Source organism: Flavobacterium pectinovorum (assembly GCF_006438875.1).
Classification (GTDB): domain Bacteria; phylum Bacteroidota; class Bacteroidia; order Flavobacteriales; family Flavobacteriaceae; genus Flavobacterium; species Flavobacterium pectinovorum_A.
The window spans coordinates 30,125-53,409 of sequence record NZ_RCZH01000018.1 but is presented as its reverse complement, the minus strand read 5'-3'; the positions used below and the strand labels follow the sequence as shown (position 1 = coordinate 53,409).

The 23,285-nt window shown below is 33.2% G+C and carries 23 protein-coding genes and 1 pseudogene; 8 read left to right on the top strand and 16 right to left on the bottom strand.

Translation table 11 applies throughout. The annotated features are described in order from the left end of the window. Positions 1–45 precede the first annotated feature (45 nt). From EAH81_RS21820 to EAH81_RS28030, 3 genes and pseudogenes are all read left to right on the top strand, one after another. The gene (locus EAH81_RS21820) at positions 46–2,547 is read left to right on the top strand and encodes an outer membrane beta-barrel family protein (RefSeq protein ID WP_140511123.1); all 2,502 of its coding nucleotides are present in this window, start codon (positions 46–48) and stop codon (positions 2,545–2,547) included. Between the two features lie 249 nt (positions 2,548–2,796). After that, positions 2,797–3,463 (top strand): annotated as a pseudogene (locus EAH81_RS21815) (IS6 family transposase). Positions 3,464–3,823: 360 nt separating this feature from the next. Then, complete coding sequence (locus EAH81_RS28030; RefSeq protein WP_262711768.1) at positions 3,824–3,946, top strand: hypothetical protein; 123 nt, start codon at positions 3,824–3,826, stop codon at positions 3,944–3,946. Between the two features lie 203 nt (positions 3,947–4,149). On the opposite strand, the gene EAH81_RS27540 is transcribed toward EAH81_RS28030, so the two are convergent. Beyond that, positions 4,150–4,290 (bottom strand): hypothetical protein, encoded by a 141-nt coding sequence (locus EAH81_RS27540; RefSeq protein WP_161595842.1) that lies wholly within the window; start codon positions 4,288–4,290, stop codon positions 4,150–4,152. Between the two features lie 546 nt (positions 4,291–4,836). On the opposite strand from EAH81_RS27540, the gene EAH81_RS21810 reads away from it, so the two are divergent. Next, entirely contained in the window at positions 4,837–5,289 is a 453-nt protein-coding gene (locus EAH81_RS21810; protein ID WP_140511122.1) for a response regulator, read from the top strand. Positions 5,290–5,351: 62 nt separating this feature from the next. Next, entirely contained in the window at positions 5,352–8,717 is a 3,366-nt protein-coding gene (locus tag EAH81_RS21805) for a CheR family methyltransferase (RefSeq protein WP_140511121.1), read from the top strand. A gap of 650 nt (positions 8,718–9,367) precedes the next feature. Here the strand turns inward: EAH81_RS21805 and EAH81_RS27930 are convergent. The 10 genes from EAH81_RS27930 to EAH81_RS21760 all read right to left on the bottom strand — a co-directional run bounded on the left by EAH81_RS27930 (position 9,368) and on the right by EAH81_RS21760 (position 15,316). After that, on the bottom strand, positions 9,368–9,643 hold the full coding sequence (locus EAH81_RS27930; RefSeq protein WP_241676622.1) for a Fic family protein: 276 nt from the start codon (positions 9,641–9,643) through the stop codon (positions 9,368–9,370). 19 nt (positions 9,644–9,662) lie between these two features. Continuing rightward, a complete protein-coding gene (locus EAH81_RS27925) occupies positions 9,663–10,097 on the bottom strand; it encodes a hypothetical protein (protein ID WP_241676621.1) in 435 nt (144 codons plus the stop codon). A 290-nt stretch (positions 10,098–10,387) separates the two neighbouring features. After that, positions 10,388–10,630 carry a chromate resistance protein ChrB domain-containing protein gene (locus tag EAH81_RS21795; protein WP_241676620.1) on the bottom strand — a complete coding sequence of 81 codons (243 nt, stop codon included), beginning with the start codon at positions 10,628–10,630 and terminating at the stop codon, positions 10,388–10,390. A gap of 110 nt (positions 10,631–10,740) precedes the next feature. Further along, on the bottom strand, positions 10,741–11,202 hold the full coding sequence (locus EAH81_RS21790; protein ID WP_140511120.1) for a hypothetical protein: 462 nt from the start codon (positions 11,200–11,202) through the stop codon (positions 10,741–10,743). Between the two features lie 87 nt (positions 11,203–11,289). Next, the gene (locus tag EAH81_RS21785; protein WP_140511119.1) at positions 11,290–12,474 is read right to left on the bottom strand and encodes a DUF3570 domain-containing protein; all 1,185 of its coding nucleotides are present in this window, start codon (positions 12,472–12,474) and stop codon (positions 11,290–11,292) included. A gap of 18 nt (positions 12,475–12,492) precedes the next feature. Then, a complete protein-coding gene (locus tag EAH81_RS21780; protein ID WP_140511118.1) occupies positions 12,493–12,726 on the bottom strand; it encodes a DUF4266 domain-containing protein in 234 nt (77 codons plus the stop codon). Beyond that, the gene (locus EAH81_RS21775; RefSeq protein WP_140511117.1) at positions 12,723–13,616 is read right to left on the bottom strand and encodes an FAD:protein FMN transferase; all 894 of its coding nucleotides are present in this window, start codon (positions 13,614–13,616) and stop codon (positions 12,723–12,725) included. The genes EAH81_RS21780 and EAH81_RS21775 overlap by 4 nt, the downstream gene beginning before the upstream one ends. Before the next feature lie 40 nt (positions 13,617–13,656). Next, positions 13,657–14,091 (bottom strand): thioredoxin family protein, encoded by a 435-nt coding sequence (locus EAH81_RS21770; RefSeq protein ID WP_140511116.1) that lies wholly within the window; start codon positions 14,089–14,091, stop codon positions 13,657–13,659. Positions 14,092–14,203: 112 nt separating this feature from the next. Then, entirely contained in the window at positions 14,204–14,893 is a 690-nt protein-coding gene (locus tag EAH81_RS21765) for a VIT family protein (RefSeq protein ID WP_140511115.1), read from the bottom strand. 6 nt (positions 14,894–14,899) lie between these two features. Next, positions 14,900–15,316: a hypothetical protein gene (locus tag EAH81_RS21760; RefSeq protein WP_241676619.1), complete on the bottom strand. Its 417-nt coding sequence runs from the start codon at positions 15,314–15,316 to the stop codon at positions 14,900–14,902. Positions 15,317–16,208: 892 nt separating this feature from the next. Here EAH81_RS21760 and EAH81_RS28080 point away from each other — a divergent pair. The 3 genes from EAH81_RS28080 (at position 16,209) to EAH81_RS21740 (ending at position 20,773) form a co-directional block, all read left to right on the top strand. After that, entirely contained in the window at positions 16,209–16,745 is a 537-nt protein-coding gene (locus EAH81_RS28080; RefSeq protein ID WP_317130507.1) for a BON domain-containing protein, read from the top strand. 225 nt (positions 16,746–16,970) lie between these two features. Continuing rightward, positions 16,971–17,288 carry a response regulator gene (locus EAH81_RS21745; RefSeq protein WP_140511113.1) on the top strand — a complete coding sequence of 106 codons (318 nt, stop codon included), beginning with the start codon at positions 16,971–16,973 and terminating at the stop codon, positions 17,286–17,288. Between the two features lie 113 nt (positions 17,289–17,401). Then, positions 17,402–20,773, top strand: a complete 3,372-nt coding sequence (locus tag EAH81_RS21740; RefSeq protein WP_140511112.1) for a CheR family methyltransferase — start codon at positions 17,402–17,404, stop codon at positions 20,771–20,773. Between the two features lie 47 nt (positions 20,774–20,820). On the opposite strand, the gene EAH81_RS21735 is transcribed toward EAH81_RS21740, so the two are convergent. From EAH81_RS21735 to EAH81_RS21720, 5 genes are all read right to left on the bottom strand, one after another. Further along, on the bottom strand, positions 20,821–21,219 hold the full coding sequence (locus tag EAH81_RS21735) for a hypothetical protein (protein ID WP_140511111.1): 399 nt from the start codon (positions 21,217–21,219) through the stop codon (positions 20,821–20,823). Positions 21,220–21,253: 34 nt separating this feature from the next. Then, positions 21,254–21,721, bottom strand: a complete 468-nt coding sequence (locus EAH81_RS21730) for a DUF1269 domain-containing protein (RefSeq protein WP_241676618.1) — start codon at positions 21,719–21,721, stop codon at positions 21,254–21,256. Between the two features lie 83 nt (positions 21,722–21,804). Next, positions 21,805–22,230: a BON domain-containing protein gene (locus tag EAH81_RS27770; protein WP_206669101.1), complete on the bottom strand. Its 426-nt coding sequence runs from the start codon at positions 22,228–22,230 to the stop codon at positions 21,805–21,807. Continuing rightward, positions 22,188–22,487, bottom strand: coding sequence for a BON domain-containing protein (locus EAH81_RS28155; protein WP_206669104.1), 300 nt, complete (start codon positions 22,485–22,487; stop codon positions 22,188–22,190). The genes EAH81_RS27770 and EAH81_RS28155 overlap by 43 nt, the downstream gene beginning before the upstream one ends. Positions 22,488–22,694: 207 nt before the next feature. After that, a complete protein-coding gene (locus tag EAH81_RS21720; RefSeq protein ID WP_140511109.1) occupies positions 22,695–23,093 on the bottom strand; it encodes a hypothetical protein in 399 nt (132 codons plus the stop codon). Between the last annotated feature and the right edge of the window lie 192 nt (positions 23,094–23,285).

Genomic DNA, 23,285 nt, shown 5'->3' with positions numbered 1-23,285 from the left:
AATACTATATTTGATCTATATAATTAATAGGTATAATTAAACACTATGAGGTCTAGAATACAATTTTCTTTTTTTACAATAACATTCAGGCAGTTCTTTTTAATCCAAATAATATCAATATCCTTTTTATATAGTGCTAGTGCACAAAATGCCTCCGTTAAAGGATTTGTTACAGAAAATGAAACAAAGCTGCCTGTTGAATTTGCCAGTGCATCAGTACTTAAAAAAGAAGATGCTACAATTGTAAAAGGAGATTTAACAAAAAGCAATGGAGAATTTATTATAACAGATTTAAATATTGGCAATTACATTCTCAAAATAATTTCAATTGAGTATGAAACTACAGAAGTTAATTTTGTGATTGCAGGTAAAACTGATAAAATTATTTTGGATATAAAAATGAATTTATCAAGTAAACTTTTGAACGAAGTAGTTGTAAAAGGAGAAAAAAATAACATCAGAAACAAAATAGATAAACAAACCTACAAAGCAAATCAATTTGAATCTGCAAAGGGTGGAAATGCGATAGATGTTCTTAAAAATTTACCGTCAGTAGCAGTAGATGGTAATGGAGATATAAGTGTTAGAGGCTCTTCCGGATTTTTAGTCTTAATAAATGGCAAGCCCGTTTTGACTGATGCACAAACGATATTAAGTCAGTTACCTGCTAATACCATAGAAAATATTGAATTAATAACTGCACCCTCTGCAAAATATGAAGCAGATGGAAAAGCGGGAATTATCAATATCACTACAAAAAAAGGAGTTACTGATGGTATTTCTTTACAAGCCAATATTTTATCAGGCTTACCAAGTACCACCGATTATAATAACTTAGAAGATCCGTTGCGTTTTGGAGGCGATTTTACACTTAACTACAAAAAAAACAAATGGGATTTATCTGTAAGCAGTAATTATACAAGAAATGATGCGAATGGAAAAAGAGAAGGCGATGTATATACCAAAGACTTTACCAACAATACAATAACAAAATTTCCATCTGTTGGTGAGAGAAGTTTTGACAGGTATAATTATGGTGCAAGGACATCAATATCATATACTGCCGATAAAAATAATATATTCAACTTTGGTTTTTCTGCCAGTAAAAAATACCAGCAAAGAAGAGCAGATATTGTCTATAATAATTCCACTGAAGATCTAACAACAGGAGAAGTACTTGATCAACTTACTTATTTTAATTCGAACGTACAGGAAAAAGAGGGTACTTTTATACTCGGCAGTTTTGATTACACTCATATCTTTAAAAACAATTCAAAAATTTATAGTTCTGCCATTTATGAATACGCCAATTTATTTGGAAATACGCACAACCAAAATTTAGATTTTCCCGCAAAGAACGACCTTTTGCAAGAAGTAAATAATCCGTATACCAATCCTTTAAGCGGTTTTCGTTTCAAATTGGATTACAGCACAAAAATTGGTGAAGGAATATTCGAAACGGGTTATCAAATCAGAAATGACAAACAGGATGGAAAATTTGATTATATCGTAAATCCAATAACAACACCCGAAGAAGATGAAAAATTTAGGGGGACTGCAAAATCATCAAACTTGATAAATGCCATATACAGCCAGTATTCAGGACAATATTCTAAATTAAAATACATAGCAGGGTTAAGATACGAATATTCAGAAAGAGAAGTTATTCTATCAACTGATAGTGAAAAACATCTTCAATATTTGAGTAAATTATTTCCATCTGCCAATTTACTATATACTTTTAATGATAATTGGAATGCGAAGGCGGGATATAGCAAAAGGATTCAAAGAAATAATAATTACGAATTAAACCCAATACCGGAAAGAGAGCATTCCGAAACCTTAGAACAAGGAGATCCTGATTTATTACCTCAATTTATAGACTTGGTTGAACTGGGAATTAACCATACTTTCAAAAAAGGATCTTTCTTCTCTACCTTCTATTACCAAAACATAAACAATCCGGTACAAAGAGTCAATAGTGTATATTCTGTAACCATTTTGAATAGGCTTTTTACTAATGCTGACAAGGCACGACTTATTGGATTGGAAATAGGTACAACATATAAACCTATAAATTGGTTTTCTACTTATGTAGGTGCTAACCTGTATAATTACAAAATTACCAGTGGTTCAAAAATTGCAGAATTGGGTACAACAGGCAGTAATTCCGATTTTGTATATTCATTAAATATGAACTCCACATTTGATTTGGGAAAAGATTGGAGTTTGCAGGCCAATGTAAATTATTTGTCATCTAAACCTACAGCCCAAGGCGAAGATTCAAGCTTTTTATCTCCAAATACTTCGATCAAAAAGTCGTTTATAAATGGAAGAATGACTATTGGACTACAATGGCAAAATATGAATCTTGGCTTTATGAACTCAAACCAGCAGCGTATAACTACTTCTGGCCCCGATTTTTATACTACAACAAACTATATTTATGAAACAGATGTTTTTCTATTAAACTTTAGTTATAACCTTAATAAATTAAATAGTAAGACTAAACTGCCGTCCAGTGAATTAGGAGAGAAGGAATTTTAGAACTAATCTAAAAATATTTCGAATTTTTAAAAAAATCATAGACAGTTCATAACAATCTAACCCTGAAATCATTGACATTTTATTAGAATCATGGAGGAAAATCACGACTGAATAAAAGAATACAAGATGTATCTTATATTTTATTCTACATATTCAATCAATATTTAAAAGATAAGAATAAGCTATTTCGAACGGTTCTGTCGCATCTGGGAATAACTTTTATCTTTATAATTTTAAACCCATTGAAAAATGAATACTAAAGGTCATTGTTATTCAAAAGATATAATTCTTCAGGCAGTATATTTCAAATTAAGATTTACACTTAGTTATCGTGATGTTGAAGAAATAATGAAAATTAGGGGAGTGCTTGTGGATCATGCCACGATCCAACGCTGGGTTTATAAGTTTGCACCTTTCATTGAGTTAGAGATGAAGAAGAGAAAAGGCAGAGTGGGGACGAGCTGGAGATTGGATGAAACCTATATCAAAGTAAAAGGTATTTGGTGTTATTTATATAGAGCAGTAGATAAATTAGGCAATAAGGTTGACTTTCTTTTGACCAGAAAAAGACAGAGAATGAGTGCTCCGTCATTTCTAATTAAAGCAATTGGTAATAACTGCCGGCCAAGAGTAATAAACATTGATAAAAGCGGTTTCTAATACTGCAGCTATCAAAGTCTATAGCAAGCGTTCGTTCTCAAAGATTAAAATCCGGCAGTGTAAATATCTCAACAATATTGTCGAACAGGATCATCGTTTTATCAAGTGGCAAATACAAAACGGATTAGGCTTTAAAGGTTTTGAATCGGCCAGACGAACATTGAGCGGAATTGAAATTGTACATATGCTCAGGAAGAATCAGATGGTTAGACCAGGGGTAACTATGTTTAAATCATTCTGTAAATTGGCGAGCTGACTTTTAAATTACTTAAATTCTTATATTTGATTCTGACAGATGCGACAGAGCCTAAAAAAACACTTTTATGAAAAAATATAGATGAAGTAATAATTCTGCTATGTTTAATTATTAATCAATTATTAGTTAAGCTTTATTATCTCGTTTGGCGATAATAAATAGCCGTAAAATTAACTTGACTCCATATTATGAAAAGTCATTTCAAGTTATTATCCCACGTTATTATCCAAAGAATATCTTTTATTGCTAATACTGTTTATTTCTATAAATATGAGCGCTCAGGAAAGTATTTCAAAGCAAATTGAAAAACCAGAAAACTAATGAAATTTTTTGCTGGATGCTTATGCGATGTTTTCCAAAATGAATGGAACAACTACTCTTTCGACTTTAGCGGAAGTTGATGTTGATGCAAATCCGGTAGATATTTTCGATAAGCTAAATATGGGTGCTATGCTTTATTTAGAAGCTTCTTATGATCGCTAGATATTTTCATATGATCTTCTGTATATGAGTCTTAAACAATGGGCTAAGTCAGGACCAGGCGAATAGGTATTGGATTTGTGAGCGTTTTTAAATAACCAATTAGAAAAGTGTAATTCGAAGAAATTTCATCTTGAAGAGAGCGAAAATCATTGTCCTGTCCTCTTTTCTCAGTTTAATATTGGAGCATACTTTAGTAAGGAATTTCAATATTCACCCCAACATAAAAGTTGTTCTTTGATGGATTTTTCAGGAGCTGTTGGTGTTTCAGCGTTGTTTTTAGGAGATACTTTCTTAACTGAATTTGGACATATACTGCTGCTATTTTTATAGTTTGTAATTTTCATGAGATATAATTTTAGTAGATGAAAAAATAACTTTCTAAGTCCGAAGTTGAAGTACAAAATTAAAAGATAGATTTTTAAAACACTTACATAATTTTTGATTTTAGTTGTTTAATCACCATTACGTTTGTTGCACTAAGATCAAAAAAACACTGTCATTCAAAGATTACGACTTAAGGGCTATAAACAGATAATTCACAGATACAAATTACTTTAAGAACATGGTAACCTAAAAGGTGCCTCAGAAATTTAAAAACTTATTTGAATATAAATTTCGGAAAATTTTGAGAATTTCCAGGAATAAAACATCTAATCTCAAGGGGAGCTTTAATGAGGCTTCTTTGCAGTTGAACTTTATGTAGCCAAAAGACTGTTATTGTATAACGTAACAAAAGATTTTTTTTTTAAATAAAAGCAACAATCATCATTGATATGGTCATTTTCTGTATAGTTAAAGCTTTTGATTGTGAATAAGTGTGAAGTATATACTTTGATTAATCAGTAGTCGCTTATTTAAGCGTACATTTGGATTAAACGTTAAACAAACTAATGAAAAATAAAGAGAATATAAGAATTTTACTTACTGATGATGATGTAGATGATAGGGAATTTTTTGCTGATGCAACAACGGATATTCATCTTAATTTTCCTGTTGAATTTTGTAAAAATGGGCAAGAACTTTTAAATCGTCTTTATGATAAAAATCTTGATGTTCCTGATATCATTTTTTTAGATTTGAACATGCCTGTAATGTCAGGATTTGAAAGTTTAAAACAAATTCGCGATAATGCTAAATTTAAGGATATCCCTATAATAGCGATATATTCTACATCGGCAACAGAAGATGGTATAAAGAATACTTTTGGATTGGGTGCCAATGCTTATATTGTAAAACCAACTGATTTTAATGATTTAAAGAAATTAATAAAAAAGGTTATCGAAATGGATTGGGAAGAAAGGTTAAAGCATTTAGAAATTGGATCTTTCATTATTACTGTTTAAGTTTTATAAAATTCTACAACAGTCTCTTATAATGCTAAGCTTAGAAAATAATACAAGAAATCATGAATACTCACAAAGATAATTTACCTAAGGCTACACGCCAGGATTTTCCTATTGTAGGTATTGGGGCTTCAGCAGGTGGACTTGAGGCTTTTACCAAGTTTATTGATGCTGTCCCTGATGATTCTGAAATGGCATATGTTATTGTACAGCATTTACATCCTACGCATGACAGTATGCTTACGGAACTTCTTTCCCGTGTGTCAAAAATTCCTATTAATGAAATTACAGATGATATTCATTTAGCTCCAAATAATATCTATGTTATTCCCGAGAACAAAATGCTTACCTCTTTTGATGGAGTTCTTAAGCTAAGTCCCCGTGAAAAAGACACCAAAAATCAGGCAATAGATATTTTTTTTACTTCATTAGCCGAAGTCCATCTTGACTTGGCCTATGGCATATTGCTTTCCGGGAATGGATCTGACGGAACAATCGGATTAAGAGCTATAAAAAAACATGGAGGTATTACTTTTGCGCAGGATATTGATGCTCTTTATATTGAAATGCCTCAAAATGCAATTAATGCCGGAGTGGTTGATTATGTGATGTCACCATCAAAAATAGTGGAGAAATTGATAAAGATTTCAAAATCGAAATATATAATTAGTGAAGAAAATGATTCAAATGATGAAGCATTATTTCAGGAAATTATTAACATATTACATCAGCAAAGCGGAGTCGATTTTACATATTATAAACAAACCACTATTCATCGTCGCATTGCCAGAAGGATGGCATTAAGCAAAATTGTTAGCCTTAGGGATTATCTTAAATTATTACGAGGAGACAAATTGGCATCAGAAGATTTGTTTAACGATATGCTTATACCGGTGACAGAATTTTTTAGAGATAGTAAAATATTTCAAGTCATAAAGGAAAAAGTTTTCCCAATAATAACCAGCAGAATACCTGAAGGTAATACAATACGAGTTTGGATAGCGGGCTGTTCTACCGGCGAAGAAGCTTATACGTTAGCTATTGCAATTCATGAATTTTTAGGCGAAAATCTTCAGGGAAAAGAAATCCAGATTTTTGCTTCTGATATTTCAGAAGTGGCTATTGTAAAAGCAAGAATAGGATTTTACAGGAAATCCCAAATGCGGAATGTTTCTGAAACTACTCTTTCAAAGTATTTTACCTCAAATACTAATGGCTATACTATTAAAAGACAAATTAGGGATTTGTGTGTTTTCGCAGTTCATAATTTTTTAAATGATCCTCCTTTTGCTAAAATGGATTTAATTACCTGTAGAAATGTCTTTATTTATATGGACTCATTTTTACAAAAAAAATCACTTACAACCTTTCATTATGCCTTAAAAGAAAACGGCTTTTTATTGTTAGGAAAATCAGAAACAGCTGTTCCTGCCGCTGAGCTTTTTCAGTCATTTGATAAAGCAGGCAAAATTTATATCCGTAAACAGGTTTCGGGTAGATTTGTACATTCTGGTTCAGGAGCCAATGGCAAGTTAAAAAGTTTTAAATCTGATATTCAAAGAAAAGAGATTATCAAAGAAGATTTTAGAAAAAGTGCTGAGTCATTATTGCTTTCCAAATACACTCCGGCCAGTGTTATTGTTAATGAGCAAATGGATATTGTACATATTAACGGATCAATAGCTGAATTTATTGAGCTTTCTACTGGAAAACCCACTTTCAATTTATTGAAAATGGCAAGGGAAGGATTGGCTTTCGAGCTTCGTAATGCCTGGCATAAAGTCAAAGAAGCAGATTTACCTATAAAAAAGGAAAGAATTCAGATTAAAAGTAAAGGTGTTACAGAAGAAATTACCATAGAATTACAGCGATTAGAGGATACGGAAGAGCCTTATTTTTTAGTGTTATTTTACAAAAGTATAATTGATAAAGATAATTTACCCTCAAACAAATTCACGTCTGAAGAATTGCAGGACAATATCTACTTAAAAAGAATAGCACAGCTTGAAAAAGAATTGGCCAAAATACATGATGACGTTAACGCTATCAGTGAAGACCACGAGGCATTTAACGAAGAATTGCAGAGCGCCAATGAAGAATTATTGAGTGGCAGTGAAGAGTTACAAAGTTTGAACGAGGAACTGGAAACTTCCAAAGAAGAATTACAGTCTAGTAATGAAGAGCTTTTACAAATCAATCAGGAACTTTTAAATAAGCAACAAGAGATTAATATTTCCAAAAATTATACAGAGGCCATAGTAGCTACTCTTAGGGAACCTATAGTAGTGTTAGACACCAATTTAAGAATAAAAAATATCAACAGGGCTTTCTCTAAAAAATATAATATTGCCAAGGATGAAGCTACAGGCAAGCTGATTTATGAAATTCAGAATCATCTTTTTGATAATGTTCCTATGCGGGCCATGCTTGAAAAAGTACTTCCCGAGAAAACCCAGCTGGACGATTATCAAATATCGGTTAATCTTTTACCTTACGGAGAGAGTATCATGCTGCTTAATGCCAGACAAGTAACTAATGAAACTAGCAAAGAACAATTAATTCTGTTGGCTATTGAAGATATAACAGAACGAAGAATCATAGAAAAAAGACTGCAGGTGCTGTCGGATGGTTTTGAGACCAAAGTTCAGGAACGTACTGCCGATTTACTAAATGCCAATACAGAACTTGAAAGTTCTGTTAAAAATTTGCACGGTGCCAATGTTCAATTACAGGAATACGCTTATGTGGCGAGTCATGATTTACAGGAGCCATTGCGTAAGATATTAATGTTTATCAGCAGGCTTTTAGGAATGAACGAAAAAATTTCTGATGAAGCCCTAATTTTACTGGAAAAAATCAGTAAATCATCTACAAGGATGAATACACTTATTAAAGATTTATTAACTTATTCCTATCTCAATAATCCTGAAAAACAATTTGTAAAAACAGATTTAAATGTCATTGTAGCAAACATTCTTGTCGATTTTGAGCTCTTCATAGAAGATAATAAGGTTGAAATAAAAATGGGGAAATTACCAATTGTTACAGCTGTTGCATTACAAATGAATCAGCTTTTTTATAATCTTATAAGTAATGCTCTTAAGTTTTGCAAAACAGATGATTCAATTTGTAAAATAGAAATTACTTCACGCAAACTTACTTTAGCACAAATTAAAAAATATCCAACCCTGAATTCAAGTTTAGGTTATTATAAAATTGTCATTAAAGACAATGGAATCGGTTTTGATAAGCAATATGAAAATAAAATTTTTACTATTTTCCAAAGACTACATACTAGTGAAATCTACAGTGGTACCGGTATTGGACTTTCGATTGGAAAAAAAATTGTAGAAAACCATAAGGGGATTATTTTTTCGAAAGCAGAAGAAAATGTTGGCGCTGAATTTCATATTATATTGGCTATCTAAATATATTTTTATATTTAGATACTGAAAGAATTTCTGTAATGGAAAAATCTTCTTGATATTTTTACGAAGGTTATAAACTTTATAAATACGATTTATTCGAAAATCATTGTTAATACTGGATATTTCTTCATTAGTTAATAATCTTCCCTTGTATCTCAAATCAATTGTACGTTTACCATACTGAAAAGTTAATTTCTGGAAGTGAAAGTAACATTTGGCTGTAATTCACATTTTATGTTTGAAATCTACTTAAGCAAAGCTAGCTTGTGTCATGTCAAAAACTACGAAAAATGTATGGGTGTAATTTTGGAAATGTTTTAAGTTATTGATTCGGGAAATTATATAAAGTTTCGAACCTAAATTTCTTAGATCTTGATTTTGCTGACTTTCTAATTTTTAGAAACAAAATGTGCTACGATTTTGCCACAAAACTAAAAATACTAATTTTTTTAATATTTCTAGTTGAATTTTACATTTTAACTCGTTTAAAATGAATGCTATAGTTTGTTTTTTTTAATAAAATTCAAAAAAATTATTGATAAATCGAAAAACGTATTTTACTTATATTCTATCTCAAAATAATTTAGGATTGATTTGTAATTATCCTGTGCAGTAAGACAGGTATCCATCAAATATTCCTTTATATTATTTCATTCCTGTAAACCTCTGTAATAAAAAAGTTCAAGTTGCTCATCAATGATAAATGGAACAATATTGTTTGCAAGACATTCTTTGAAAATAATTAACCGACCCACACGACCATTTCCATCTTGAAAGGGGTGAACGATTTCGAATTTATAATGAAAATCGATGATGTCTTCGATAGTTTTATTTTTAGTAGTATGATAATGAGTGAGAAGTTCTTTCATTTTTTGAGCAACTTGCTTAAGGTGACAAGTCTCATTCCCTCCAACTTCATTAGGCATTTTTTTGTATTCACCAACATTAAACCAGTCTTTTTACGCTATCGGAAGTACTAGACTTTAATAAAAAATGGAGCTCTTTAATAGTGGATTCGGTAAGCTTAGTATTTGCTTTTTCAATAATAAAATCTATACAACTAAAGTGATTAGAAGTTTCAATAATGTCATCTACGTTTACGCTTTCTTGAGAAGCACCAATTGTATTGGTTTCAAAAATATATCTTGTTTGATCGTGAGTAAGCCTGCTTCCTTCAATTTTATTTGAATTGTAAGTTAAATCAATCTGCGTACGGTGGTAGATACCACCTTTCAGTTTGATATTCTTTTGTTCTTTCAGACTGTTCAGTAAAATATTCTTACTTGCTTTTTTATTTCCTTTTCGAGGAATTACGGCATCTTTAGGAATACTCCAAGTTTTACCACTAGGAAAGCTCCTTTTAATTTTCCTGAAGCACAATAATTGCGAAACGTCCTTTCGGATAGTTCCAGCTTTTTTGCAAATTATACTACTGAAAGGTATTTCATGTTTTATACAAGTTCCGTTATAGGCAAATGTATGGTAAAATATAATGTAAATAACATTGAATTTTTGCCGATAACTGAAATATTGAAAAACATAATCTAGCTAAAAACTAAGTTAAAAAAAATGAAATGAGGATTTTAACCGTCTTAACTATTCATGGCAAAAAAGGTATCCACTCATATTAAGTCTGTCTGTATCTACACGACAAACAATTCCTGCTATAATTAAGATAGCAGGATCATCAATGCTGTATTTTTAACGATATAGTGAAAAGTACTCTGCTCGTTATAATGCATAAATTCTACATTTGGAATATCAAAAGGAATAGCTTCAATTTCTTTTGCCTTGGCCACGACCTCACTATAAGGAACGTAAAAAAACTCTGCCTCTTTGTCCACAAATTTTCTAATGAGCCAGGGACAGGCAATTCGATCTATATTAGGTCCTTCTCTAGTAATCCATCTCATTATATTGGGAATGTTAAATGTTTTTTCCTAGCTAAACTACATTTTTTTCATCTAATTTAAAAAGAGAATTATTTTAGCAGATTATGCTGTTCGAAATTGTAATTTTTAGATTAATGTTTCCCATTTCCATTATGTTTCCCATTATCATGGTGTCCATTGCCTTTTCCTTGTTTATTATTTCCTTTTCCGGGCTTTTGACCAATCGTTTTTTGAGGTTGACCTTTATAGCCTTTTCCATATTTTACTTTATGGTTTTTAAAATTGTCATAAGGTCTGTCTCCTCTGTAATCACTTAAAACTACTTTATATTCACCATAAAGATCATAGTTTCTGTAAGCAGAAGGCAATGATCTTGTTCTGACCCATCTTCCGTTATTCAAATAAACATAATTTGAAGTACTGACATCGTAATAAGTTTCCAGATCCGGCAAGTAATAATAGCGAACATCTGTATAACCTGCTGGTCCCCAAGAAGGAGGAGTGCCAATATTAACATTTACGGATACCTGAGCTTGTGAGTAGCTAAATGAAAAGAACATAATTCCGATCAAAAAATATTTTAAAGTTTTCATGATTTTATTCTTTATTAATTAATTTGTGAATGTTAAAACAAAAAATGTGCCTAAAATTTAAACTTGCTTTAAGTCGTTGATTATATTTTACTTATATTTAATATTGATACTGATAATATCCGAAGTCATATTGGTCGTTCTGGTATAATGACCATAACGAATCTCTAATGTATTCCAGTGTTTAAGTCCAAAAACTCCATTAAGTGGTGTGAATTTCATTCCCATTCCGAAGAAACTGCTATCGAATTTAGACAAATCATAGTTACTGGTGTAATATTCATCGGCTGCAGTATGTTCTCCGTAAGGTTTAAAATACTTCGTTCCTGTCTGGGTATAATATCTGTAAAACGGACTTATTGAAAAAGCCTGTGTTAGTTTTACAGGAATTTCAAGATCAGCGGTATGTGCTTTTAAACTCCAGTCATCAGTATAGTATCTGTAATAAGCCCTAATGATTACATTGTCTCCCAAGAAATAACTCGCTCTGATTCCGAGTGGAATTTTTAACCTTGTATCTGGAATTTTTTCCTGATGAACAGACCCGTCAGTAAAATAAACTCTGTGAAAAGGAAGACTTAAATATCCGTTTTGGCTGATAACATCTCCCACAAGCAGTACCTGAAGGTTTTTGTTTACCACCTGAGAATAGCTTAAGGTTCCTGCAAAAGTATTTCTATTGGCACTATCATAATCTTCGCTTCCCGGAGCACGAAGCTCAATTGGTTCAATTAATTTTAACTGATCTATAAAGGTTTGGAATTTTGCGGTAAATTCTCCATTGCGGTCTCTGGTTTTTTGAGAGAAACTAATATTTCCTCCAAAAGATTGATAGTCAAATTCTGTCGATGATGAAACTCCAATTCCAATAGTTCTTCCCGTTGCTTCGTTCTCCCTAATATAAGTCAAAGAAGGGTAGAAGCGATTGTCTGAAGAAGATGCAGATGAATTTGCACTTAAATCAATCATATCTGATGATGCCGAGGTATAATGGTCAATACCGGCTTCGATATCAAAAGTATGTTTGATTCCGGTTTCTCCGTATTTTACTAATTTAACATCAATGGTATTTGCAATATCGGTAAGATGTTCAGAACCAATTCCACCTGTAACGGCTGAATTGTCTCCGTTTTGTTTATAATAGCTCGAAACTAAATTTACTTCTTCCAGTTTTAATTTTTTGCTTTTATAGCTGGTAGAATCAGTAGGAACATTTTGTGCTCTTAATTGAAACAATCCCAATAAAGCAAGGCCTGTTATGAATGTTCTTTTCATTTTATAATAGGATGAAAATTAGTTACAGCCGCAGCCACCGCCGCTTTTTCCTGAGTTTGCCCCGGAAGCTCCTTCTCGGTAGGATTGAAAACTGAGTTCTGTTTTTTCGATTTTCCTGTTCGAAAGCACCATTTCAGAATCGTTGATTTTTCCTTTTTGGTACTCTTTTACCGATGTACAAGAGGAGAGTAGAATGCCCGTAAAAGCAATGCTGCATAAGAGTACAAGCGCTTTTTGTTTTGGCTTTTTCATTTCAGGTTGATGTTTTTTGAAGTGTAAATTTTGTTGTTGTCATCTATTATTATGCAATATAGATCTGGTATCTGATCTATTAAAAACAAGCCTGCTTTAATTCCCATAACGGCGATTGGAGTTGCCATTGCATCAGCAAATTCAGCATTTGGAGCGATAATGGTCACGCTTTTTATTCCGGTTATTGGGAGTCCTGTTTTTGGGTCAATGGTATGCGAATATTTTTTTCCGTTAATGATTACGAACTTTTCATAATTTCCTGATGTTGTCACCGCTTTATTGGATATTTCCATGTAAGAGAATGCTGCATTTGGAGCATCAGGATCTGCTACTCCAATAGTCCATTTTTTGCCATTGGGCTGTAGTCCCCAAGCACAAAGATCTCCGCTTGCATTGATGATCCCGCTTTGAACATTATTTTTAATTAGTATTTGTTTTGCCATTTCAGCAGCATAACCTTTTCCGATTCCGCCAAAACCAATTCGCATTCCTTTTTCTTTTAGAAATACGGTTGTATTTTCTTTGTCTAAAATGATATTTCTATAATCAATAAGATGTACCATTTTTAATGCTGTTTCAGCATCTGGTAATTTGATCATGGCCTTGTCAAAATTCCAAAGACTTTTATCGATACTTCCGTACGAGATATCAAAAGCACCTTGCGTAATTCTTGAAATTCCAGAACTTCTTTCGATAAGATTAAAAACTTCAGGATCTACTTTAACCGCTTTAATTCCGGCATTTTCATTAATAAGATTGGTTTGACTATCATCTTTATAAGTAGTCAAAAGTTTTTCAATCCGTCTGATTTCCTCAATGGCAAGATTTATATTCTCATTTCCAATTTTCTCATTTTCAGCAACAACTGTAATTGTAAAGTTGTTTCCCATGAGTTTTAGGGATTGCGAATATTTTTGATTTTTCGGGATGTTATTTTTTGCTATCACAGATCGCTTTTATTTCGGCAGTCCATTCTTCAGGAGTAGTTTCTGGTTTTCCGTGCCAGGTTTTAAGTACTTTACCGTTGGCATCCAGAAGTAATGTTAGAGGGAAACTTCCTTCTTTATTGTAAATTTCGGCTAGATCTTCGTTTCGTTTTATTTGTTCGGGAGTTCCAATGTTTTTCTTTTTCCTTGGAAAATCGGCATTTACTAATATTAAATTTTCATTTGCCATATCTGTGAATGTTTGACTTTCAAAATAGTCTCTGCGCGTGACGATACAAGGCCCGCACCAGTCTGAACCGGAGAAGTTCAATAGAATTAATTCGTGCTTTTCCTTTGCAATTTTTTTTGCATTATTAAAGTCGGGTTCCCAGTTTATAGGAAGCACCGTTAATAATAGAAACAATGTAATTAGTTTCATTTTACGGATTTGTTTTTAGGTACATACGAAATAACGAATTGTTAGGAGTCTTATTTTTTTTAATAGCTTAAGATTCGATTAAATTTTAAATTAAACAAAACTTTATTTCTTTCTAAGCAGTCTGAATACCAAAAATATAACCGACCAATGCCGACATTGCCATCGCAAAAGTACCCCAGATGCAGATACGAAATACTGCTTTTAGTGTTTTTGATCCGCCTGCTTTGGCTGCTAATACTCCTGAGAAAGCCAGAAAGAGTATTGAAAAGCCATATTGATAGAAAACCATTTCTTTGATAGGAGCAAAGATAGCTACCAGAAGTGGTAATAAACCTCCAAAAATAAACGAAATGGCCGACGCAAAGGCTGCAGTTAAGGGATTTGCCTGCGTGATTTCATTAATCCCGAGTTCATCTCGGGCATGGGCTTCAAGAGCATCATGAGCCGTTAATTCGATAGCAACCTGTCTCGCTAGTTGATTATTTAGTCCTCTTTGAATGTAAATGTCTGTTAGTTCTTCCAGTTCTTCTTCCGGCAGGGTTTCAAGAGCAAGTTTTTCTCTTTTTAAATCAGCAGTTTCTACATCAGACTGGGAACTTACCGATACATATTCACCCGCTGCCATAGAAAGTGCACCGGCAACTAAACCGGCTACAGCCGCCAGTAAGATAGGTTCTCTGGTAACACTTGCTGCAGCCACGCCAATTGCTAGACTGGTAGTAGATAAAATGCCGTCGTTTGCTCCCAGAACAGCTGCTCTCAGCCATCCGCTTCTATTGATGTAATGGTTTTCACTGTTCATAGTTCGTTATATTAATTTAATCCAGTCAGGATCTTCAGAGATTTTTAGGGTACCTCCAAAATTAGTTTTTAGAAATTCCCTAATTTGAAATTGGGTTTTATTCTGGGTACTTTTTTTCCAATCGCTATAATCGTAAATATGAATCTGCTTTGCATTTGGGTTCGTAACAAAAGAAATTCGTGATATTGAATTCTTATATTTCTTTAATTCATCTAAAATACTGCGACTAGGTATAACGATAAGTATGCTTTCCCAATTTAGATAATCTTTAGGAATATCATCTCTTTCATGCAATCCCAAAGATTCAAATAAAGCGGTTATTTTTTGATCGTTTAATTGATCAATTTTTCCATCTATGTTTTTAAGAACAACCTGTAAGGTATTTTTATCTGCAACACTCATTTTCATCGTTTGTAATTCCAAATAAAATTACTTTAAAATACCTTCAGTTATAAAAGGAATACCAGTAGAATGATTCTAAATGTGATAAACGATTATTTATTAGTATTAAATTACAGTAAGTTAGTAGTAGAAATGTAAGATTTTGATTAAATAACTATTATAAATCAGTTTGATTAATGTACAGTGTAAATACGCAACTTGATGACAAGTACTAAAGAGGGCTGGCACAAGATTGGGGAGACCACAGTTAATTTCAAAAAGGATACAGATGAAATTTTAGTAATAGGGGAGAACAAATTTACAGAACTTAAATTTGTGGTAAAAGAAACACCAATAGATAATAAGCCTGAAACTTCATTTTACCGACGGAACTGACCAAAGTGTAACAGTAAATAACCCAATCCAAGCCAATGGCGAAAGCCACAAAATCTCTTTAACAGGAGGTGAGCGCAAAATTGTAAAAATTGTTTTTGTATATAAAACGCTGCCTAATCGCCAGGATAACAAGGCACATGTTGAAATTTGGGGGTATAAAAATAAAAAGTAAAACAGCTTTAATTCCCTCAAAAAGGTAGATTCCTAAAGGGGACTTTAGAACCTAATTTAAATTTAGTCATTACAATACGCTAATCTGGGTCTCGCTTCAATGTATTAAATGTTTCTTATCACTTTTTTGATTGATAGAAATCATTTTTTTTCGGATCAATATGTTTCAATTTTACCTATCGATATAGGGATTATTATATTTGCAAAGACAAGTATATCAATGCTTACTGTTGAAATATAATAATGAAAAAAACTAATGAAAAAAAGTAACGATGTTTTTAGGTGAAGAAGTTATGGAAGCTATAAAATAGGAACCTATTTTAGAATCTAATAAAATAGAAGTTAGTGTTCAGCAAGGGATTTTACTCTGGCAGGAACTGTCGATAATTATAATCAAAAAAAGGAAGCTGAACATATTGTTAAGGATATCTCAGGGGTCAAGGCTACTATAGATGATATAAAGGTAAACCTTTTTTTTTCATCAATAAGAAACGATAAAGATATTGCCAGTTCAGTTATTAAAGCATTAGAAGAAAAATGGGGTGTACCCAACCACAGGTTAAAAGTTACAGTTGAAGACGGATGGGTAACCCTTGAGGGAATTTTACATTGGAATTTCCAAAGGAAGACTGCAGATAATGTTATCCGTTATATGAGAGGTGTAAAAGGTGTTATTGATAAAATAGTGATTGAAGCTGAAATAAAAAACCAGCTGGAGAAGGAGATTGTGGAGAAAGCACTAAAACGCAGCTGGATTATGGATATTGATAATATTAAAGTTAGAGTTGATGGCAAAACGATATTCCTTAGTGGTATTGTAAGTTCTCTTTTTCATAAGGAAGAAGCAGAAAGGATAGCCTGGCATACAGCTGGAGTCTGGCAAGTTGAAAATGAATTTTTGTAGAGTTTGATTAATAAGCATTTATATTTACGGTAGGTGAGAGACGAAGCAATACGATATGTGGCATTTGCTGCTTACTTTAAACAATAATAAATCAGTTAACGTTTATTAAAGTGTACATTTGAAATAAATGAGAGATAACTAATGAATAATAAGGAGAACATACGTATTTTGCTCACTGATGATGATCAGGATGACAGGGATTTTTTTGATGAAGCAGTTTAGGATATTCACCTTAATTTTCCCGTTGAATTTTGTCAAAATGGATTGGAATTATTAAAACGTCTTTATGACAGTACTCTTTTTATCCCTGATATTATTTTTTTAGATCTTAATATGCCGGTAATGTCAGGTTTTGAAACATTGCAGCAAATTAGGGAAGATATTTTATTTAAGCATATTCTGGTGATAGCTATTTATTCCACTTCAGCCACTGAAGATGGGGTGAAAAACACTTTTAGACTGGATGCAAATGCCTATGTCGTTAAACCTATTGATTTTAATGATTTGAAAAAGGTTATCCAAATGGATTGGAAAGAAGGTTGAAACATTCGAAATTCGAATCCTTTATCATTGCCCTTTAGGTTTGAAAAGAATTCTTTACTCAAATTCCTATTCTTTGAGGACAACCTCTTTACAACAAAATTAAATTACAAGTCATGTACCATAAAAAAAACATTCTGCCTAAGGCTACACGCCAGGATTTTCCTATTGTTGGCATTGGAGCTTCGGCAGGAGGGCTTGAAGCTTTTACCCAGTTTATTGATACTATTCCTGATGACTCCCAGATGGCTTATGTAATTGTACAGCATTTACATCCACTGCATGACAGTATACTTACAGAACTGCTTTCTCGTGTGGCCAGAATACCAATTATTGAAATTACAGATGATGTTCACTTGGCTCCCAATATTATTTATGTTATTCCGGAAAATAAAATATTGACTTCTTTTGATGGAGTACTCAAACTGAGTCCACGTATTAAGGACACAAAAAATCAGGCAATAGATATATTTTTTAATTCATTGGCCGAAGTTCACCTTAATCTGGCCTGTGGCGTATTGCTCTCCGGAAATGGATCTGACGGAACAATTGGCCTGGGATTGATCAAAGAACACGGAGGCATAACTTTTGCCCAGGATATGGATGCCTCTTATAATGAAATGCCGCAAAATGCAATTAATGCCGGAGTTGTTGATTACGTATTATCACCAGTGAAAATAGTGGCCAAATTAATTGAGCTTTGTAAAGCAAAAGCGATTTCTGGCGAAGATAATGAGCTTAATGATGAAGCAGTATTTCATGAAATTATTAAAATTCTACATCATCACAGCGGGGTTGATTTTGCCTATTATAAACAAACTACCATACGCCGACGTATTGCCAGAAGAATGGCATTAAATAAAATCATTAATCTTAGGGATTACCTTAAAGTTTTGAGAGGTGATAAATTGGCCTCTGAAGACTTATTTAATGATCTGCTTATACCAGTAACGGAGTTTTTCAGGGATGTTAAAATTTTTCAGATGATGAAGGAAAAAGTTTTCCCTTTATTAGTGGCCAGGGTACCGGAAGGAAATGCAATACGGATCTGGATTGCAGGATGTTCTACCGGTGAAGAAGCGTACACTCTGGCGATTGCGCTTCATGAGTTTTTGGGAGAAAACCTTCAGGGAAAAGAAATCCAGATTTTTGCCTCAGATATTTCAGAAGTTGCTATTGCAAAGGCAAGGGCTGGATTTTACAGAAAATCTCAAATGCGTAATGTTTCTGAAGCTACCCTTTCCAAATATTTTACATCCAGTACCAATGGTTATACTATTAATCGGCAAATTAGGGATTTATGCGTTTTTGCCGTTCATAATTTCCTCACGGATCCTCCATTTGTCAGAATGGACTTGATTACCTGTAGGAATGTTTTTATTTACATGGATACATTTTTACAGAAAAAATCTTTGAGTACATTTCATTATGCCTTAAAAGAAAACGGTTTTTTACTTTTAGGAAAATCTGAAACTGCAATTCCAGCCGGTGAACTTTTTCAGCCTTTTGATAAAGCCGGAAAAATATACACCAGAAAAGAGGTTTCAGCAAGATCCGCACATTCTCGCTGGGGATCGGGAGCGACTGACAAGTTGAAAAGTTTTAAATCAGAACTTCCTAAAAAAGAAATTATCAAAGAAGATTTTATAAAAAGTGCAGAATCAATTTTGCTATCTGATTACAGACCAGCGAGTATCATAGTAAATGAACAGGTGGATATTTTGCATATTATTGGAGATATTACTGATTTTATTAAATTTTCACAGGGCAAACCCACTTTTAATTTGCTGAAAATGGTTCGTGAAGGATTGGCTTTTGAACTTCGTAATGCTTTGCACAAATCTAAAGAAACAGGATCTCTTGTGATAAAAGAAGGAATACAGGTTAAAAAGAAAGAAGTTATAAGTGAAGTTACAATTGAAGTACAGCCGCTTCCTGATACATCCGAGCCCTATTTTCTAATATTGTTTTATAAAACCAACACTATCCAACCAGAAGTATCCTTAAACAATATGACGGCTGAGGAAATCCGCAATGATGTTAATTTAAAAAGGATCGCACAGCTTGAAAAAGAATTGGAAAAAATACACAATGACGTAAATGCGATTAGTGAAGAACAGGAAGCTTCTAACGAAGAACTGCAGAGTGCCAATGAGGAATTATTAAGTGGAAGCGAAGAATTGCAAAGCCTGAATGAAGAATTGGAAACTTCTAAAGAAGAATTACAATCCAGCAATGAAGAACTATCGCAGATTAATCAGGAACTTTTAAACAAGCAGCAGGAAATTAATATTGCAAAAAATTATACAGATGCAATAGTTGCAACGCTTCGTGAACCGATAGTAGTTTTGGATAGCAAGCTTAGAATAAAAAACATTAACAGGGCATTTTCTAAAAAATATAATATTACCAAAGAAGAAGCCGCAGACAGGCTGATATATGAAATCCAAAATCATCTTTTTGGAGATATTCAAATGCGTGCAATGCTTGAAAAAATACTTCAGCAAAAAACGCAGCTTGACGATTATGAGATATCAGTAAATCTTTTGCCTTATGGCGAAAGTATCCTACTATTAAATGCCAGACAAGTCACGTACGAAACTAGTAAAAAACAATTAATTCTGCTGGCTATTGAAGATATTACCGAACGCAGGAATATTGAAAAGAAATTACAGGCAATGTCTGATGGTTTAGAGGTTAAAGTTCAGCAGCGTACAGTAGACCTGCTCACATCCAACAAAGAATTAGAAAACTCTGTCAAAAATCTGCGCACTGCCAATGATCAATTACAGGAATACGCATATGTGGCCAGCCACGATCTTCAGGAACCGCTGCGTAAAATCCTGATGTTTATCAGCAGGCTTTTGCAAATGGAGGAAAAAATTTCTGATCCGGCTCATTTGCTGCTTGAAAAAATCAGTAAATCATCCATAAGGATGAATACGCTTATTAAAGATTTACTGGCTTATTCATACCTTGATAATCCCGACAGGCAATTTGCAGCGACTGATTTGAATATGGTTATCGACAATATTTTAATTGATTTTGAGCTGCTGATTCAGGAACGCAATTTTAAAATAAAAGTGGGGCATTTGCCGGTTATAAATGCAATTTCGCTGCAAATGAATCAGCTTTTTTATAATTTAATCAGTAACGCTATTAAGTTTTATAAAAAAGACAATTCAATTTCTAAAATAGAGATAAGCTCCAAAAAACTGACTTTAAAACAAGTTAAAACACATCCGGATCTGGATCCAGGTTTAGCATATTGTGAGATCATAGTTAAAGATAATGGAATAGGATTTAATCAGGAATATGAAAATAAAATTTTCACTATTTTTCAAAGGCTTCACAATAATGAAATCTATATCGGTACAGGTATTGGATTATCAATTGGAAAAAAAATTGTAGAAAATCATAAGGGAATTATTTTTTCTAAAGCCGAAGAAAATATTGGCGCAGAATTTCATATCATATTGCCAATTTAGAGATTTGTGGCTGATAGCAGTTTATTTTAAAAAGTATATTTTCCATCTCAACTATTTTTAGAGTCAAACTTTTTAAAATGTTCGCGAACAAAAACCTCTTGCTCCTGAAGGTTCATTTTAGCGGTATTTTCGGCTTCTATTTTAATTTTTCCAAAACTGTTGTCTTTTTGCAAAAAGTGCAGTAATTCCGTTTTTGCCGTAGTGGGACCAAATAAGACGAGTTCATTATAGCCAATGGCGAGAGTCGCAATTTTCTTAAAGTATGCCCTTTGTTTATCCTGTTCTTTATGGTGCATTTCACTTTCGCTTCTTTGTAGGGTTTCATGTTTGTCCTGAATATCAAATTCAGAGACTATAGTTTGAGGCTCTTTATCATTACCTGTAAAATCGATTAAATTGGCGGAGGCATGATCTAAGTAAATGCCTAATTGATTTATAGTTTTCATTTTTTTTAAGGTATAAGTTTTAATGTTTTCTTACTTATTGCACTGCAGCGGCTTCAATCTGCTCAACAGAAAGAAAGTGTTCTTCTTTCATACCGTTTTCTTTAGGGATATGAAGCCCCAGCATTTTTCGGGTATTTTCAATGCTGATTTTGTTTCCGTGTGCCAAGAGCATAAATTTGCCCGCTTTAATTTCTGTTTCATATTTTAGCACTTCATCGTTTGGAATGCCCAAACTAACTAAGGCAGCTGCAATAACACTGGTACCACCCAGTAAGGTTGCACCTTCGAGCGCCCCAATAATAGGTGAAACAAGCGGCCCGGCAACAAGCAGCGGTCCAAGTCTGGGAATAAAAAAGAAAGCAGATCCAAATAGTAAACCCCAGAAGCCTCCCCAATAGGCTCCAAAACTTCCCCATTTTTTCATGCGATCTCCCACCGTGTAGTAACCTGTTACAGTTTCATCACTATGGTAGTCTGTTCCTATGATTGATAGCTTTTTCATATCGTAACCGCTTTTTTCGAGCTTTTTAATAGCAGGTAGCATAAAAGGCGACTAACGTATTTGTGTTTTTCATATTGATAGTTTTAATGAGTCATTTTATAAAAAACATCCAGTGTTTTCTCTGCATGTTCTTGAATTACTTTGAGATTGTTTTTTATATCTCGCACTCCGGGAGCTTTCCATGTGATTTTTTCAGCCAGTTCTTTTTGATATCGGGAATCCACTGCGCCTTCAAGAGTTACCTCATTTCTGGAAACTTCTACTGTAATGCTTACCGTATCAATTTCGACATGGTTTTTTAGCGCCCGTTGGATAATTTCTTTATTTATAGGGGGACTAAGTCTTGAATCAATAACAATATTATTGTCCACTCCTTTTACTCCAATTAAATTGGTTACAGCTTTTATGGCAGCCTCTTTCTGGTAATGCCATTCTAATTCTCCGCTAAGGGTTACGTGTCCATTTTCTACCTTACCTCTATACTGTCGTTTAATGTGTTCCAGTTCCATCTAAAAGTATTTAGGACTGCCTGGGCGATATCAAAGTCATTTTTTTGTTCCCGGCTACTGATTTTTACCTGAATGTTTTCCAAAACTTCCAAAACCCCGGGAACCTGTTTTGCCGTATTTTTGGCTTTTATTTTTTTTGCAGGTAAATCAACAATACCTTTTAAAGTAATGATGCCATTATTTGCAGTGACTTCAATTTGGGCTGCATTTAAGTGGGGTTCCCATTTTATGGCATCTAGAACATCTCTTTGTAAAATTTCATTATTGTTCCTTTAAGTTTAAATTCACCTGAAAGCTTAAATTGTATTCTTTTTTACTGGTACAAAGTTGAGGCGGAAGCAAGGAACTGGAAATGACAGGCATCAGCAATAAAAATGATGTAGGGCACTTTTATAATAAAAAATAAACTGCAATTAAACTGATACGAAAAAGGTCTCCCTATTAAATTTACCTGACTCGCAATGCTAGTCCATATTAATTACTTTTTTTAGCACTTTTTTGAGCGTTGTAGCATCGCCTGATTTTTTAATATAGATATTGGCGCCTGCTATGAAGGTATCTTCATCACATAGTGCTGCTTTAGGATCGTATACCACAATGGAAAGATTCTTATTTTGTTTATCATTTCTGATTGATACTATTTCGCTTAAAGATTTGTATCCGTCATCATTTAAATTAAAAAATACCATTGGCGTAGCCAGACTCGATCCTTCTTTTAATTGTTCCATACATAACTTGCTATCTTTGAATACGGTCATAGAATGTTTAGATTCTAAATTGCTCAAAGCGGTCTGAAATGCATCTGTTGTTTTAGATTCCTCTTTAATAAGCAGCATGCATAGTTGTCTTGAGTTGTATTGCATCAAATTTGTTTTAGGTTTTCATAGCAAAGAAGCGATATAATGACTTAAGCCGAAATGAGCCAAAATAGTATAAAGAATGATGTATATCATTTTGCGACTGCCATTGAGTAGGGGTAATTTAAATTCCTTGAATAGTATATAAAGCAGTCAAAATCGGCTTAATAGTGTTTTTTGTTGTTAAATGATTGGTAA

Coding starts and splice junctions, on each gene's coding strand:
- EAH81_RS21820 (WP_140511123.1), top strand. CDS start 46: ATGAGGTCTAGAATACAATTTTCTTTTTTTACAATAACATTCAGGCAG.
- EAH81_RS28030 (WP_262711768.1), top strand. CDS start 3,824: ATGAATGGAACAACTACTCTTTCGACTTTAGCGGAAGTTGATGTTGAT.
- EAH81_RS27540 (WP_161595842.1), bottom strand. CDS start 4,290: ATGAAAATTACAAACTATAAAAATAGCAGCAGTATATGTCCAAATTCA.
- EAH81_RS21810 (WP_140511122.1), top strand. CDS start 4,837: ATGAAAAATAAAGAGAATATAAGAATTTTACTTACTGATGATGATGTA.
- EAH81_RS21805 (WP_140511121.1), top strand. CDS start 5,352: ATGAATACTCACAAAGATAATTTACCTAAGGCTACACGCCAGGATTTT.
- EAH81_RS27930 (WP_241676622.1), bottom strand. CDS start 9,643: ATGCCTAATGAAGTTGGAGGGAATGAGACTTGTCACCTTAAGCAAGTT.
- EAH81_RS21795 (WP_241676620.1), bottom strand. CDS start 10,630: ATGAGATGGATTACTAGAGAAGGACCTAATATAGATCGAATTGCCTGT.
- EAH81_RS21790 (WP_140511120.1), bottom strand. CDS start 11,202: ATGAAAACTTTAAAATATTTTTTGATCGGAATTATGTTCTTTTCATTT.
- EAH81_RS21785 (WP_140511119.1), bottom strand. CDS start 12,474: ATGAAAAGAACATTCATAACAGGCCTTGCTTTATTGGGATTGTTTCAA.
- EAH81_RS21780 (WP_140511118.1), bottom strand. CDS start 12,726: ATGAAAAAGCCAAAACAAAAAGCGCTTGTACTCTTATGCAGCATTGCT.
- EAH81_RS21775 (WP_140511117.1), bottom strand. CDS start 13,616: ATGGGAAACAACTTTACAATTACAGTTGTTGCTGAAAATGAGAAAATT.
- EAH81_RS21770 (WP_140511116.1), bottom strand. CDS start 14,091: ATGAAACTAATTACATTGTTTCTATTATTAACGGTGCTTCCTATAAAC.
- EAH81_RS21765 (WP_140511115.1), bottom strand. CDS start 14,893: ATGAACAGTGAAAACCATTACATCAATAGAAGCGGATGGCTGAGAGCA.
- EAH81_RS21740 (WP_140511112.1), top strand. CDS start 17,402: ATGTACCATAAAAAAAACATTCTGCCTAAGGCTACACGCCAGGATTTT.
- EAH81_RS21735 (WP_140511111.1), bottom strand. CDS start 21,219: ATGAAAACTATAAATCAATTAGGCATTTACTTAGATCATGCCTCCGCC.
- EAH81_RS21730 (WP_241676618.1), bottom strand. CDS start 21,721: ATGAAAAAGCTATCAATCATAGGAACAGACTACCATAGTGATGAAACT.
- EAH81_RS27770 (WP_206669101.1), bottom strand. CDS start 22,230: ATGGAACTGGAACACATTAAACGACAGTATAGAGGTAAGGTAGAAAAT.
- EAH81_RS21720 (WP_140511109.1), bottom strand. CDS start 23,093: ATGCAATACAACTCAAGACAACTATGCATGCTGCTTATTAAAGAGGAA.